At 70.3% G+C, this 14666-nt stretch carries 14 protein-coding genes; 10 read left to right on the forward strand and 4 right to left on the reverse strand.

Translation table 11 applies throughout. The annotated features are described in order from the left end of the window. Positions 1-144: 144 nt before the first annotated feature. A complete protein-coding gene (locus OG841_RS06415) occupies positions 145-1290 on the forward strand; it encodes a DMT family transporter (protein ID WP_328642350.1) in 1146 nt (381 codons plus the stop codon). Here OG841_RS06415 and OG841_RS06420 read toward each other — a convergent pair. Continuing rightward, complete coding sequence (locus OG841_RS06420) at positions 1280-2407, reverse strand: transglycosylase family protein (RefSeq protein ID WP_371563963.1); 1128 nt, start codon at positions 2405-2407, stop codon at positions 1280-1282. The two genes, OG841_RS06415 and OG841_RS06420, sit on opposite strands and share 11 nt — an antisense overlap. 263 nt (positions 2408-2670) lie before the next feature. Here OG841_RS06420 and gndA point away from each other — a divergent pair, with 263 nt between their 5' ends. Then, positions 2671-4110 (forward strand): NADP-dependent phosphogluconate dehydrogenase, encoded by a 1440-nt coding sequence (gndA, locus tag OG841_RS06425; protein ID WP_371563965.1) that lies wholly within the window; start codon positions 2671-2673, stop codon positions 4108-4110. Positions 4111-4622: 512 nt separating this feature from the next. Here the strand turns inward: gndA and OG841_RS06430 are convergent. Together OG841_RS06430 and panD are read right to left on the reverse strand one after the other, a co-directional pair. Then, positions 4623-4973, reverse strand: a complete 351-nt coding sequence (locus OG841_RS06430) for a GNAT family N-acetyltransferase (RefSeq protein WP_328642347.1) — start codon at positions 4971-4973, stop codon at positions 4623-4625. A 34-nt stretch (positions 4974-5007) separates the two neighbouring features. Next, entirely contained in the window at positions 5008-5427 is a 420-nt protein-coding gene (gene panD, locus OG841_RS06435) for an aspartate 1-decarboxylase (RefSeq protein WP_328642346.1), read from the reverse strand. A gap of 632 nt (positions 5428-6059) precedes the next feature. Here panD and OG841_RS06440 point away from each other — a divergent pair. Next, positions 6060-6326, forward strand: a complete 267-nt coding sequence (locus OG841_RS06440; protein WP_328642345.1) for an SDR family oxidoreductase — start codon at positions 6060-6062, stop codon at positions 6324-6326. A 59-nt stretch (positions 6327-6385) separates the two neighbouring features. After that, the gene (locus tag OG841_RS06445) at positions 6386-6712 is read left to right on the forward strand and encodes a hypothetical protein (RefSeq protein WP_328642344.1); all 327 of its coding nucleotides are present in this window, start codon (positions 6386-6388) and stop codon (positions 6710-6712) included. 204 nt (positions 6713-6916) lie between these two features. Here OG841_RS06445 and OG841_RS06450 read toward each other — a convergent pair whose 3' ends face one another. Then, entirely contained in the window at positions 6917-7456 is a 540-nt protein-coding gene (locus tag OG841_RS06450) for a MarR family winged helix-turn-helix transcriptional regulator (RefSeq protein WP_327342689.1), read from the reverse strand. Between the two features lie 326 nt (positions 7457-7782). Between OG841_RS06450 and OG841_RS06455 the strand changes: the two genes are divergently transcribed. The 6 genes from OG841_RS06455 to hpaD are packed head-to-tail and all read left to right on the forward strand — an operon-like array spanning position 7783 to position 14631. After that, positions 7783-8286: a flavin reductase family protein gene (locus OG841_RS06455; protein WP_328642343.1), complete on the forward strand. Its 504-nt coding sequence runs from the start codon at positions 7783-7785 to the stop codon at positions 8284-8286. A gap of 40 nt (positions 8287-8326) precedes the next feature. Further along, complete coding sequence (gene hpaB / locus OG841_RS06460) at positions 8327-9793, forward strand: 4-hydroxyphenylacetate 3-monooxygenase, oxygenase component (protein WP_365118718.1); 1467 nt, start codon at positions 8327-8329, stop codon at positions 9791-9793. Beyond that, positions 9793-11226: a fumarylacetoacetate hydrolase family protein gene (locus tag OG841_RS06465; RefSeq protein ID WP_328642341.1), complete on the forward strand. Its 1434-nt coding sequence runs from the start codon at positions 9793-9795 to the stop codon at positions 11224-11226. Before hpaB ends, OG841_RS06465 begins: the two co-directional genes overlap by 1 nt. Continuing rightward, entirely contained in the window at positions 11223-12155 is a 933-nt protein-coding gene (gene dapA, locus OG841_RS06470) for a 4-hydroxy-tetrahydrodipicolinate synthase (RefSeq protein ID WP_371563969.1), read from the forward strand. The genes OG841_RS06465 and dapA overlap by 4 nt, the downstream gene beginning before the upstream one ends. After that, complete coding sequence (gene hpaE / locus OG841_RS06475; protein ID WP_328642339.1) at positions 12152-13633, forward strand: 5-carboxymethyl-2-hydroxymuconate semialdehyde dehydrogenase; 1482 nt, start codon at positions 12152-12154, stop codon at positions 13631-13633. The genes dapA and hpaE overlap by 4 nt, the downstream gene beginning before the upstream one ends. Continuing rightward, entirely contained in the window at positions 13630-14631 is a 1002-nt protein-coding gene (gene hpaD / locus OG841_RS06480; protein WP_328642338.1) for a 3,4-dihydroxyphenylacetate 2,3-dioxygenase, read from the forward strand. Before hpaE ends, hpaD begins: the two co-directional genes overlap by 4 nt. Positions 14632-14666 lie beyond the last annotated feature (35 nt).

The raw sequence follows: 14666 nt of genomic DNA on the forward strand, positions 1-14666 counted from the left end.
CTTTTGTACTCCATCGGCAGTAGGACCCATTGCCTGCTCAGGTACGACGACGGGAAGAACTTTTCCCGGCATCGTGTTGGTCATGGAAGACGACCGTTCGTCGCGCCGGGCAGCCAGCCCCCGCCTCACGCAGAGGAGCAGCTCATGAGTGCCCTCGCGTTGTCCGTGCTCCTCTCCCTCGTCTCCGCCGTCGCCTACGCGGGCGGAGCGATCGTGCAGGAGCAGGTCGCGGTGTCGCACCCGGACGAGCAGTACGCTCCGCTGCGCCGGCCGAGCTGGTGGGCGGCTGTCGCGCTGATCAGCCTCGGTGGACTGCTGCACGTGGTGGCGCTCGCCTACGGCCCCCTCAGCCTGGTCCAGCCGCTGGGCGCCCTGACGATCGTGTTCGCGCTGCCGATGGCCGCGCTGTTCGTCGGCCGCCGGGCCGGGGCCACCGCCTGGCGGGGCGCGATCATGGCGACGGTGGGTCTGGCCGGTCTGCTCTCCCTGGTGGGCGCGTCCGACGCCCAGTCCCTCGGCACGGCCCAGCGGGTGTTCGCCGGTCTGCTGACGGCCGCCGCGGTGGTCGCGCTCATGATCGCGGGACGGGCCGCGCACCGGCACCCGGTGGTGCGCAGCGTGCTGCTCGCGACCGCGTCCGGCATAGCGTTCGGTATGTCCTCGGTGTTCACCAAGACGGTCGCCGTCGACTGGAGCGGTGGCGTGTCGGCGGCGGACCTGCCCTCGCTGGCGGCGATCGGCGTCCTGGCGACGGCCGGGCTGATGCTGTCGCAGGCCTCCTACCGCGGCGCCGGTCTCGCGGCCCCGCTGGCGACCCTGACGGTCGTGAACCCGGTGGTGGCGGCGGCGGTCGGCATCACGATGTTCGGAGAAACCTTCCGCTACGGCGCCACGGGCACCGCGCTCGCCCTGAGCTGCGGTGTGGTGGCGGCCGGCGGCCTGATCCTGCTGACGACGGAGCGGATCCAGCGCACCCACGCCGAGCCGGAGCCCGCGGCGCCCGTCGTCCTCGACGGCGAGGACGGGTTCGTCCCGGCACCCGCAGAGGAGCCGGCGGCGGCCGTCCTCCGTGAGGGGGTACTCGTCGAGGAGATCGCCGCCCTGCGCGAGGAGATCCTCGTCCCGGCCCCCGCCTCACCGACGGCTCCGGAGGCGCTGCCGGACAGCACCTCCGACGAACTCCTGGAGAAGCTGGGCGACGAGCCCCCGGCGTACTACGGCCCCTTCTACGGCGCCGCGTACATCCCGGTGCCGGTCCTGGACCGGCACCGCACCCGTGTCAAATCCTGATACCGCCGGCCCTGAGATAGGCCACCGGGTCGATGTCGGAACCGAAGCCGGGCCCCGTCCGCACCTCGAAGTGCAGATGCGGGCCCGAGCTGTTGCCCGTGGAGCCCGAGCGGCCGATGCGCTGCCCGCCGCCCACGCTCTGCCCGGCCTTCACGGAGATCGCGGACAGGTGGGCGTACTGCGTGTAGCGGCCGTCGGCGTGCCGGATCACCACCTGGTAGCCGAAGGAGCCTCCCCACCCCGAGGTGACGACCTTGCCGGCCGCGACCGCCTTCACGGACGTCCCGGTGGGCACCGCGAAGTCGACACCGGTGTGGTAGCCCTTCGACCAGGCGGAGCCCGCCTTGCGGTAGGGCGTGCCGAGGGAGGCGTTCACGGGAGCGACCAGGCCGGTGTCCGCGGCCTTCTCGGTCTTCTCGGTCTTCTCCGCGGTGTCGGAGGAGGTCTTCTTCGTCGAGGTCCGGTCGGTGGTGGTCGTTCCGGCGGTGCCGCGCAGCTTGAGCCGCTGACCGGGCAGGATCAGGTCGGGGTCGGCCCCGACGGTCCTCCGGTTGGTGGCGTACAGCCCCCGCCAGCCGCCCCGGACCTTCTGGGCGTCGGCGATCCGGGAGAGCGAGTCGCCGCGGACCACGGTGTACATCTCGGCGGACCCGGCCCGCGACTGCGGGGTGGTCTGCGGCTGTACGTCCGCTACGGAGGCCGTCCTCTTGGTGAGGGGCTGGACGTCCGGGGCGGAGCCCCCACGGGTGAGCCCGGCCCGCACCGAGCACGCCGGCCAGGCGCCCGGTCCCTGTCCGTCCAGCACCTTCTCCGCCACGGCGATCTGCTGGTCCCTGGTGGCCAGATCCGCCCGTCCCGCGTACCGGGTGCCGCCGTAGGCCTCCCAGGTGGACCGGGTGAACTGGAGCCCGCCGTAGTAGCCGTTCCCGGTGTTGATGCTCCAGTTGCTGCTGGACTCGCACGCGGCGACCTTGTTCCAGGTGTCCACGTCGGCCGCATGGGCGGTGCCGGCGCCGATGAGCGGGACCGCGATGCCGACGCCGCCCGCGGTGACGGTGAGCGAGGCGCGGTTGATCCTGTTCGGCTGATACCGGCGGTGCCGGCCCCGTACGGCCATGGAGGCCTCCCCCTACAACATGCGTCAGGAGGGGCAAAAGTAAGCGCGGCGAACAGGCCATGACAAGACGGCAATCAGCCGCGTAGGGGCGCGCGCCGGACCGGCGTCTCCCGCTGAACGCAACGAGGCGCCCGAACCGTATCCCTGGTGTGCGGACAGTCCTCCGACAGGCCAGGATGACCGGTGGACGATACTGACAAGCACGACCGGCAGCAGCGACACATGACCTACGCGATCCACAGGATCTTTTGGGAGCAGGCGGTATGAGCACAACAGCGCAGATCGGCGTCACGGGCCTCGCGGTCATGGGCCGCAACCTGGCCCGCAACTTCGCCCGCAACGGCTATACGGTCGCCCTGCACAACCGGACCGCGTCGCGCACGCACGCCCTGGTCGAGGAGTTCGGTGGCGAGGGCGACTTCATCGCGGCCGAGACCGCCAAGGAGTTCGTGGCGGCGCTGGAGCGGCCGCGCCGGCTGGTCATCATGGTGAAGGCCGGTGAGCCGACCGACGCGGTGATCCAGGAGTTCGCGCCGCTGCTCGAGCCCGGCGACATGATCATCGACGGCGGTAACGCGCACTTCGCGGACACCCGGCGCCGGGAGCGCGAACTGCGCGAGCAGGGCATCCACTTCGTGGGCATGGGCGTCTCCGGCGGCGAGGAGGGCGCGCTGCACGGACCGAGCATCATGCCGGGCGGCCCGAAGGAGTCGTACGACTCTCTCGGCCCGATGCTGGAGAAGATCTCCGCGAAGGCGGCGGACGGGGCGCCCTGTGTGACGCACGTCGGTCCTGACGGCGCCGGGCACTTCGTGAAGATGGTCCACAACGGCATCGAGTACGCCGACATGCAACTCATCGGCGAGGCGTACCAGTTGCTGCGGGACGTGGCCGGGTACTCCCCCGCCCAGATCGCCGACATCTTCCGCACCTGGAACACGGGCCGCCTGGACTCGTACCTGATCGAGATCACGGCCGAGGTGCTCTCGCACGTGGACGCGGCGACGGGCAAGCCGTTCGTGGACGTCGTGGTGGACCAGGCGGAGCAGAAGGGCACGGGCCGCTGGACCGTGCAGATCGCACTGGACCTGGGTGTCCCGGTGTCGGGCATCGCGGAGGCGGTCTTCGCGCGGTCGCTGTCGGGTCACGCGGAGCTGCGGGAGGCGTCCCGCGGTCTCGCCGGGCCCAAGGCGTCGCCCTTGTCGGAGGCGGAGGCCGGGGCCTTCGCGGACCGTGTCGAGCAGGCGCTGTACGCCTCGAAGATCGTGTCGTACACGCAGGGCTTCCACGAGATCGCGGCCGCCCGTGAGGAGTACGACTGGGACATCGACCTGGGTGCCGTCTCGGCGATCTGGCGCGGCGGCTGCATCATCCGCGCGGCCTTCCTCGACCGCATCCGGTCCGCCTACGACACCCGCGCGGACCTGCCCAGCCTGCTCTCCGACAACACCTTCGCCCAGGAGATCGCCGACGCCCAGGACGACTGGCGCGAGGTCATCGTCGCGGCGACCCGCCAGGGTGTCCCGACGCCCGGCTTCGCGGCGGCGCTGGCGTACTACGACGCACTGCGCGCCGAGCGGCTGCCCGCGGCGCTCACGCAGGGGCAGCGGGACTTCTTCGGGGCGCACACGTATCGACGCACCGACCGCGACGGTTCCTTCCACACGCTGTGGGGCGGGGACCGGTCCGAGGTGACGGGCTGAGCTTCGCCCTGACGTGGAGGAGGGCCACCGTTCGGTGGCCCTCCTCCACTGTGTTCACGTTGATTGCCGTCAGCTGAGCGGTGGCCCCGGCTCCGGGTTCGGTACCGGTTCAGGGCCCGGCGGGACCGGGGACGGCGGCGGGTCGGGGACCGGGCCCGGTCCCGGAGTCGGGTCCGGGTCCGGGGGTGACGGGGGCTCCGGGGTGGGGCCCGGCGGCGTGGGGACCGGGCCGGGGCCCGGAGTGGGACCCGGTGGGACGGGGTCGGGATACGGGTTGGTCATGGGGTCCTCCAGCCAATCGGTCGACGTCGGCTCTGGACTACTCCCCCGCGTACCCGTGAGCCCTCCCGCCAGTCACCCACCCGCGTGACGGGCGTGGCCCGCGTGGGTGTGCTCGGGGTGGCTCCGGGTGCGGGGAGGGGGTCTCGACGTACGGCACGGCACGGCGCGATGCGGCCCGGCGCGGCGCGGTGCGCGAGGCCGGCGTGATCGCGGCTTTCGGACCCGCCCGCTCAGAAGCCCTCGGGGTGGGCCACCAGCCACTCCCGCGCCGCGCGGAGCAGTTCCGGGTCGGCTGCCGGCGCCTCGTCGGGGTGGCGCTCGGCCCACTTGACGACGTACGGGCAGAGCGGGGCGACGGTGATGCCCTCGCGAGCCGCGATGGTGTAGAGCTCGCGGGCCAGGGAGCCCGCGATGCCCTGTCCTTCGTGGGCCGGTTCCACGATGGTGTGGACCGGGACCAGGGCGCGCGCCGGTGATTCGAGGACGAAGTACTGGATGTGGCCGACGACCTCGCCTCCCCCGGAACCGAGGGCCTCGAGCCGGCCGGCCTGTCGGTCGTCGCGGATCTCTATGTCGCTCATGGGCACGCTCCTGGTCCGAAGGTCGTCGAGCAGGTCAGGCCGACACCGCCTGTGGGCTGCGCTCCTGGTCCGAACCCGGCACCGGCTCGGACGGGTCGGCCCCCAGCGCCACGATGCGGTTGTCGTGGTCCACGTGCACGACCTGGGGTACGAGCGCCCGCGCCTCGGCGTCGGTCACCTGAGCGTAGCTGATGATGATCACCAGATCTCCGGGGTGGACGAGATGGGCGGCGGCACCGTTGATGCCGATCACGCCCGAGCCGCGCTCCCCCTCGATGACGTACGTCTCGAGCCGGGCGCCGTTGGTGATGTCGACGATGTGGACGAGCTCACCGGGCAGCAGATCGGCGGCGTCGAGGAGATCCGCGTCGATGGTCACCGATCCCACGTAGTGCAGGTCGGCCTGGGTGACGGTGGCTCGGTGGATCTTGGACTTGAACAGAGTACGCAGCACTTTGGACTCCTAGAAGACGGCTCCCCGCCAGCTTCCTGCAGGTCAGGGGCGTCGTTCACTGTACATCGGCATGCCTTCGACTCGAAGACCAAGCCAAGATCTAACGCTTGGTCATCTATGCAGGTCATAGGCATGATGGAGCCGCCCGGGTCAGCACATGGTCAGCTTGGGGCGCGGTTCGCTACGTGGCTCGACAGCTCGCCCGCGGCATGGGGTCGTTCTTCAAGGAGCACGACTGCGGCAAACCGACCCGTTGCGCGCACCCATACACGATCCGTTTCAGGGACGCTCTGGGCAAGCGGCGCGAAGAGGCGGGCTTCGGCACGCAGGACGAGGCGATCCAACGTCCTACCCAAAGAGACACTGAAAAAGGCGCACGGCGCCCTCTGTGGCGGAAGCCCGCCGCGAGTTGGGGCAAAGGACGGTCGCGGAATGCGAAGCTCTGGCGGCTCCGACAGCGCCGGATGACCGAATACTCCACCGGAGAGAGATTTCCAGCGGGTCCCGGTGCGGTTCCGAGGCAGGGCAGGATCGGGTGGCTGGTCTCCCGCAGGCTGTGGGCGGGGATGCGCGTGCCCTCGTCCGGAGCGTCCGGTCGAGGGCACGCTACTGCGCCTCCAAGGGGCGTCCTCATGCCGGCCAAGGCACTGGCCACCGATCTTGACCCGCACGGGACACGCGTCAACTGTGTCGCCCCCAGCATCGTCGACACCCCGATGTCCCGCACCGACCTCGGCCTCACCGAGAGCGGCTTCGACGGCCAGCCGTTCCCCGTACACCGGCCCGAGGAGATCGCGGCGGCCGTCTGCTACCTCGTCTCCGACCTGGCCCGGGGCGTCAACGGCACCACCCACGTACTCGACTTCGGCGCCCTGGCCCGCTCGGCGTTCCCCGCCTGACCGGGCGTTCACGGCCGCCGGCCACTTCCTCCCCCAAAGGAACAGGAGTACCGCTCACCATGAGCACCACCCGCAAGCCCTCCCGGCGTGCCCTGGTCGCCGCTGTCGTCACCGCGGCCGTCGCCGTCGTGACCACCGCCCCAGCGGCGATCGCGGCACCCCGGACGCACTGCCCGAAGCCGACGACGGTGCATGAGAAGTCCGTCGCCGTCCAGGCCCTCAAGGGCGTGTTCGAGCGCGGCGACACCAAGGTCGTCGACCGTTACCGTACGGCCCCGCTTCTGGTCCGAGCACCTGATCGACCCTGCTCAACTCGAACTCTTCCCTGGGCCGGAACGGTTCTGGAAAGCGATCCCAGATCCCGGACTACTGAAGATCAGCCGTGAGGCACAGAAGATCGTCGACGAACTCGACCAGCTCGCGCGGGCACAGTCGTGGACCGATGCGACCCGCGCGAAGCGTGGTCGAACATGCTGGTGCTGATCGGCGGGTGGCCGACGTACATGGCGGACTGCCGGCCGGCCAGCAGGTGGGGGTTGGTGGTTCCAGGCCGGCGGCGAAGGCGTGCGGTGATCCATTCGGCGGCTGCGTCACGCGCGATGACGCGCTTCGAAGTGCACTGAGTGCGCTGTCAGCTTCTCGAGCAGGGCGATCAGCGTTGCCTGTTCCTCCCTGCTCAGCGAGCCCGCCCATTCCTGCTCGCGCGCGTTGTGCTCGCGGAAGGCCTCACTGATCGCTTCCCGGCCCTGCGCGGTCAGGGTCAGGTGAACGGCACGCTTGTCGTGCGGGGCGCGCTCCTTGGAGAGGAGGCCGTCCCGCTCCAGTGTGGCGACCAACGCGGAGACGGCGGCACGGCTCATCCCGGACAGCTCGGCAACCTTCTTGGCCTCGACCGTCCCGGTCAGCCAGACCGCGAAGAGCACCCGGAAGCCGGCCCAGGACCACCCGCGTGGCCGGTGGACAGTGGATTCCAGATCGTAGACCAGCATGTTCGCGGCGCGGTGGAGGGTGAGCACCAGGCGCATGGCGAGCGGGTCCAGGTCCGGAAGGTCCCGGGTGGTGTGCGAGATCGCGTGGTCGATGAACGACCAGAAGTGCAGTTGTTCGTTGTCCGGCTGGTCCTGGGGCACATCCGGAGTGTAGGCCGTCGACCCCGCCAGCGGTCCGTCCGCTCCCGGCACCTCCTGCGTCGGCGTCCGCCTGCCACCTGCCGCCTGGTCCGCTGCTGCACAAGGATGTGTCGGCCGCCGCCTCCGCAATGTTGCCGGCGAGTAGCAGAAACCTTGCCGCGAGGGGTTCCCAAGCAACGTTCCCGAAGGTACGGTCCCGAATTAATCAAAGCATTGATTACAAGCTTTGGTCCCCTTACATCCCCATTCACCCCTCCTCGTGGCACCAGTCGGACTACGGGGCATCCCGCCCGATGCCCGACCGGGCCTTGCCAAGGGAGTCACCCATGCCCGAAGCCCTCGCTCCCCCGAACCCCGGCACCCTGCGCGCCTGCATGTCCCGCTTCGCCACCGGCGTCACCGTCGTGACGTACGAAGCAGACGACGGACCGCGCGGCGCCACCATGAACTCCTTCACCTCCGTCTCGGCCGAGCCCCCGCTGGTGCTGATCAGCGTCGCCCGGCGCGCCCGCTGCCACGACCAACTGCTCGACCGGCCGTTCTGTGTGAACATCCTCGGTGCCGAACAAGAGGCCGTGGCCCGGCAGTTCGCCGGTGCCCAGGGCGCGGCCGAGCCCCGCTGGGTGGACGGCGCCCGCGTCCCGCGTCTCGCGCATCCCCTCGCCTGGGTCGAGTGCGAGCCCTGGCGCACCCACGACGGCGGCGACCACACCCTCGTCCTCGGCCGCGTCACCGACCTCGGCCACCGCGACGGCGACGCGCTCACCTACGCCTGGAGCCGATTCGGTACCGCGGCCGAGGCCACCGACGGCATCGAACACCTCATCTGACCTGCCCTCTCCCGGACACGCACATCTCAGGAGCACGAACATGGCCGCACGCACCGGCAAGGAATACCTCGAGCGACTCTCCGCCTCCCGCCCCACCGTCCACATCCAGGGCGAGACCGTCACCGGAGGGATCCAGGATCACCCCGCGTTCCGCAACGTGGTGCGCACCTACGCGGAGCTGTACGACCTCCAGCACACTGCCGAGCACAAGGACACCCTCACCTACACCTCCCCCACCTCCGGTGAGCCGGTCGGCACCTCCTTCCTCACCCCGAAGACCCCGGAGGACCTGACCAAGCGCCGCAAGGCGTTCAAGGTGTGGGCCGACCACAGCAACGGCATGCTGGGCCGCACCGGTGACTACATGAACAGCTCGCTGATGGCCCTCGCCTCGGCCGCCGACTGGTTCGCCCAGGCCAACCCGGCCTTCGGCGAGAACGTCCTGCGCTACTACGAGAAGGTCCGCGAGGAAGACCTTCTGTGCACCCACACGCTGATCCCGCCGCAGGTCAACCGCTCCGTCGCGGGCACCCAGCAGGCGGGCGGCAAGCTCGCCGCGCGGATCGTGAAGGAGGACGACAACGGCATCGTGATCCGGGGCGCGCGCATGCTCGCCACCATCGCCCCCTTCGCCGACGAGATGCTCGTGTTCCCCTCGACCGTGCTGCGCGGCACTCCCGAGGACAAGCCGTACTCCTACGCCTTCGCCATCCCCAACGACGCCCCCGGTCTGCGCTACGTCGCCCGCGAGCCCCTCGACTACGACCGGCCGCGCCACGACCACCCTCTCGCCTCGCGCTTCGAGGAGTCGGACTGCGTGGTCGTCTTCGACGACGTGCACGTGCCCTACGAGCGGTGTTTCGCCATCGGCGACGCCGAACTGTGCAACGGCTTCTACTCGCAAACCTCGTCCGTGGTGCACATGACCCACCAGGTCGTCACTCGCACCACCGCCAAGACCGAGTACATCCTCGGCCTGGTGACGCTGCTCACCGAGGCCATCGGCATCGAGCAGTTCCAGCACGTCCAGGAGGACATCGCCGAGATCATCACCACGTTGGAGATGCTCCGCGCCTTCCTGCGCGCCGCCGAGGCCGACGCCCAGGTCAACGAGTACGGCGTGCTCACCCCGGCCTTCGCCCCGCTCAACGCGGCCCGCAACCTCTACCCCAAGCTCTACCAGCGCTTCCCGCAGATCCTGCGCAAGCTCGGCGCCTCCGGCCTGATGGCCACCCCGACCGAGCTCGACATCAACGGCCCGGCCGCCGAGGACATCGAGGCGTACCTGCAGTCCGCGACCCTGACCGGCTCCGAGCGCGTCAGGCTGTTCCGGCTCGTGTGGGACACCTGCATCTCCGCGTTCTCCGGCCGCCAGGCGCTGTACGAGTACTACTTCTTCGGCGACCCGGTCCGCATGGCCGGCGCGTACGTGAAGTCCTACGACCGCGAGCCGTACAAGGCCAAGGTGCAGGACTTCTTGAATCGGCACAGCCTGGAGCGTTCCTGATGACGCACCCGCTGGGGAATCCCCCATCGAAGGTCATCGCCGTTCACCTCAACTACCGCAGCCGAGCCAGGGAGCGGGGCCGCATCCCCGCCCAGCCGTCGTACTTCCTCAAGCCGCCGTCGTCACTGGCGGGCACCAAGGAAGCGATCGTCCGGCCGGCGGGCTGTGAACTCCTCGGGTTCGAGGGGGAGATCGCCCTCGTCATCGGCTCGCGTGCCCAGCGCGTGGCGCCGGAGGACGGCTGGTCGTACGTCCGCTGGGTGACGGCCGCCAACGACGCGGGCGTGTACGACCTGCGGTACGCCGACCGGGGCTCCAACCTCCGTTCCAAGGGCGCCGACGGGTTCACGCCCCTGGGGCCACGGCTGCTGGACGCCCGCGAGGTCGACCCGGCCGGGCTGAGGCTGAGTACCTGGGTCAACGGCGAGCTGGTGCAGGACGACACGACGGACACGCTGCTGTTTCCCTTCGGGCAACTGGTCGCGGACCTGTCCCGGTTGGTCACCCTGGAGCCTGGGGACGTGATCCTCACCGGTACGCCGGCCGGCGCTTCGGTCGTCCGCCCCGGTGACCTCGTCGAGGTCGAGGTCTCGTGCGGGGAGCTGTCCACCGGGCGGCTGCGCAACCCGATCGCCGACGGCGACCCGCTCGCTCCCTACGGGGCCATGCCCAGGAGCGACGAAGCCGAGCGCGAGTCGGCATACGGCTCCGCCTACCTACGGGAGCCGCTGCTCGACCCGCGCCTGGCGGACGGACTGCGCTCGGTCGCCGTGGCCACGCTCAGCGCCCAGTTGCGCGCACGCGGCCTGCCGCACATGTCCGTCGACGGCGTACGACCGGTCGGCTCCGACGGCGGGACGATGGTGGGTGTCGCCCACACGTTGCGCTATCTGCCGCTGCGCGAAGACCTGTTCAAGCGGTACGGCACCGGCATGAACGCCCAGAAGCGGGCGATCGAGGAGGTGCGGCCCGGCCATGTCCTGGTGATGGACGCCCGCCGCGACGCAACCGCGGGCACACTCGGCGACATCCTCGCGCTGAGGGCCCTCAAGCGCGGGGCGGCCGGCGTCGTCACCGACGGTGCCGTGCGCGACGCCGCCGCCATCGCGGACCTCGGCCTGCCGGTGTACGCGGCCGGGGCCCACCCCTCGGTCCTCGGCCGCCGGCACGTCCCGTGGGACACCGGCGTACCGATCGCCTGCGGCGGCGCCCTGGTCCAGCCCGGGGACCTGATCGTCGGGGACTCCGACGGCGTGATCGTCGTCCCGCCGGACCTCGTCGAGGAACTGATCGTCGACTGCCGGGAGCAGGAGCGCCAAGAGCGCTTCATCACCGAGCGGGTCGCGGCGGGCGAGAGCGTCGAAGGCCTGTATCCGCTGGGGCCGGCCTGGCGGGACGCCTACCAGAACTGGTGCAAGGGAGAGACACAATGAAGTTCCGCAGTGATCCGTCGGGAATCCGGGGGTCCATCACCCCGGTCGTCACACCGTTCACCGCGGCGGGCGCCGTCGACCACGACAGCCTGAGCGACCTGATCCGCTTCCAGATCGAGTCCGGCTCGCACGGCATCTCGCTGGGCGGTTCGACCGGCGAGCCGAGCGCCCAGAGCGTCGCCGAACGGATCGCGGCCATGCGAACGGCGGTGGCGGAGATCGGCGACCGGGTGCCGTTCCTGCCCGGCACCGGTTCCCACAAGCTCGACGAGACCCTCGAACTCACCGCTGCCGCTCAGGAGTTGGGTGCGGACGCGGCTCTCGTGATCACGCCGTACTACGCGCGCCCGACGCAGGAGGCGCTCTACCAGTGGTACGCGACGGTGGCCCGGGAGTTTCCCGACCTGCCGATCGTCGCCTACAACGTGCCCTCCCGCACCGCCGTGGACATCGACCCGGAGACGGTGAAGCGGCTGTTCACCGACTTCGACAACTTCGTCGGGGTCAAGGAGACGACGAAGGACTTCGAGCACTTCTCGCGTGTGCTGCACGCGTGCGGGCGTTCACTGCTGGTGTGGTCGGGCATCGAACTGCTGTGTCTGCCGCTGCTGGCGCTGGGCGGTGCCGGGTTCGTGTCGGCCGTGTCCAATCTGGCCCCGACCGCCGTGGCACGGATGTACGAGCTGTGGGAGGCGGGCGACTTCGACGCCGCGCGTGACCTGCACTACCGGCTGCACCCGCTGGTCGACCTGCTGTTCGTCGAGACCAACCCCGCCCCCGCCAAGTGGGTGCTCGCCCAACAGGGCCGTATCGCCTCGGACTTCGTCCGCCCACCGCTGGTCTCCCCCACTGAGCAGGGCCTGTCCAAGATCCGCGCGCTGCTCGCGGAGGGCGGCGACCTCACCGCACAGATCGGAACCGAGAAGTGACCCCTGAGAACCTGCCTTCCGTCATCCGGCACTGGATCGGCGGTGAGCTCGTCGACTCCGTCGACGGGCAGACGTTCGACGTCTCCGATCCGGTGTCCAACACCCCCTACACGCAGGCCGCGCGCGGTGCGGCGGGCGACATCGACCGCGCGGTGTCCGCGGCGGGCGCCGCGTTCCCCCAGTGGGCCGGTCTGTCCAACCGGGCCCGCGCGAACACCCTGTACCGCATCGCCGACGCTGTCGAGGCCTGCCACGACCAGCTCGCCGACTTCGAGTCCTACGACTCCGGACTGCCGATCACCCAGGCGAAGGGGCAGGCCCGGCGCGCGGCAGAGAACTTCCGCTACTTCGCGGACGTCATCGTCGCGCTCGGCGAGGAGGCGTTCCGGCAGGGCGAGGAGCAGTTCTCCTACGTCGTACGCCGGCCGGTCGGGGTCGCCGGGCTGATCACGCCCTGGAACACCCCGTTCATGCTGGAGAGCTGGAAACTGGCTCCCGCCCTGGCCTCCGGCTGCACGCTGGTCCTCAAGCCGGCCGAGTGGACCCCGCTGTCCGCGTCGCTGTGGCCGGAGATCTTCGCCGAGGCCGGCGTCCCGGCGGGGGTGGTGAACATCGTGCACGGCATCGGTGAGGAGGCCGGCCAGGCACTCGTCGACCATCCGGACGTGCCGCTGATCTCCTTCACCGGGTCGACCGACACCGGCCGCCACATCATCCGTTCCTCCGCCCAGCACCTGAAGACCACTTCCATGGAGCTGGGCGGCAAGTCCCCGGCCATCGTGTTCGCCGACGCCGACCTCGAAGCCGCCCTCGACTCGGTCGTGTTCGGGGTGTTCTCCCTCAACGGCGAGCGCTGCACCGCCGGTTCACGGGTCCTCGTCGAGCGCCCGTTGTACGAGGAGTTCACCCGTCGGCTGGCCGAACGGGCGGCGAACGTCCGCGTCGGGCTGCCCGCCGACCCCGCCACGGAGGTCGGCGCGCTGGTCCACCCCGAGCACTACGCACGGGTCCTGAGCTACGTCGAGACCGGCCGGAAGGAGGCCCGCCTCGTCGCGGGCGGCACCCGCCCCGACCATCTGCCGGACGGCAACTACCTCCAGCCCACCGTCTTCGCCGACGTCGAGCGCGACGCCCGCATCTTCCAGGAGGAGATCTTCGGCCCCGTCGTCGCCGTCGCCCCGTTCGACGACGAGGCCGAGGCGATCGAGCTGGCCAACGCCACCCAGTTCGGTCTTGCCGCCTACATCTGGACGTCGGACCTCAAGCGCGGCCATCGCATCGCCCACGCCGTCGACTCCGGAATGATCTGGCTCAACTCCCACAACGTCCGCGACCTGCGCACCCCCTTCGGCGGGGTCAAGGCCTCCGGCGTCGGCCGCGAGGGCGGCGCGCACTCCATCGACTTCTACACCGAATCGAAGATCGTCCACGTCGCCCTCGGCGACGTCCACACTCCCCGTTTCGGAGCCATCTCATGAGCACCCCGGCACCCGACGTCATCCGGTCCGCCTACGCCCAGCTCGCCGTCACCGACCTCGGCGCGGCCCGCTGGTTCTGGGTCGACATGCTCGGCTTCCACCTCCAGTACGAGGACGCCGAGTCGCTGTACCTGCGCGGCACCGACGAGCTCACCCATCACTCCCTGGTACTGCGCAAGGGTGAGATCGCGGCCCTGGACCACATCTCCTACCGGGTCCGCACGCCGGAGGACGTCGACAATGCGGAGAAGTTCTTCGCCGAACTCGGCCGCCCGGTCAAGCGGGTGAAGAAGGGCGAGGGCACCCACGGCATCGGTGACGCCGTGCGCGTCATCGACCCGCTCGGCTTCCCCGTGGAGTTCTTCCACGACATCGACCGCGCCGAGCGCCTCATCCAACGCTACGACCTCCGCCGCGGCGCCGAGATCGCCCGCCTGGACCACTTCAACATCTGCACCCCCGACATCCCGGCCGCCTACGCCCACTACAAGTCCCTCGGCTTCGGCTGCTCGGAAACCATCGAGGGCGACGAGCACGAGCTGTACGCGGCCTGGATGTACCGCAAGCAGACCGTCCACGACGTCGCCTTCACCGGCGGCGCCGGCCCGCGCCTGCACCACCTCGGGGTGGCCACCCACGAATCCCACCAGGTCCTGCGCAGCGCCGACATCTTCGGCGCCCTGCGCAAGGAACACCACATCGAGCGCGGCCCCGGCCGGCACGGTGTCTCCAACGCGTTCTACCTCTACCTGCGCGACTGCGACGGACACCGGGTCGAGATCTACACCTCCGACTACTACACCGGCGACCCCGACCACGAGACGTACCGCTGGAACGTCAAGGACGACCGACGCCGCGACTTCTGGGGCAACGCCGTGATCGAGTCCTGGTACAAGGAGGCCACCCCGGTCCTCGACCTGAACGGACGGCCGCAGCCCGTCTCCGACGCCCTGCTCGACGAGTCCGCCGTGCAGGTCGGCGCGGACGGACTCGGCTGAGTCACCCGGGAGCCCCGACCCGCGGGCTCCCGATC

The sequence above is a fragment of the Streptomyces canus genome (assembly GCF_041435015.1).
Taxonomy (GTDB): domain Bacteria; phylum Actinomycetota; class Actinomycetes; order Streptomycetales; family Streptomycetaceae; genus Streptomyces; species Streptomyces canus_G.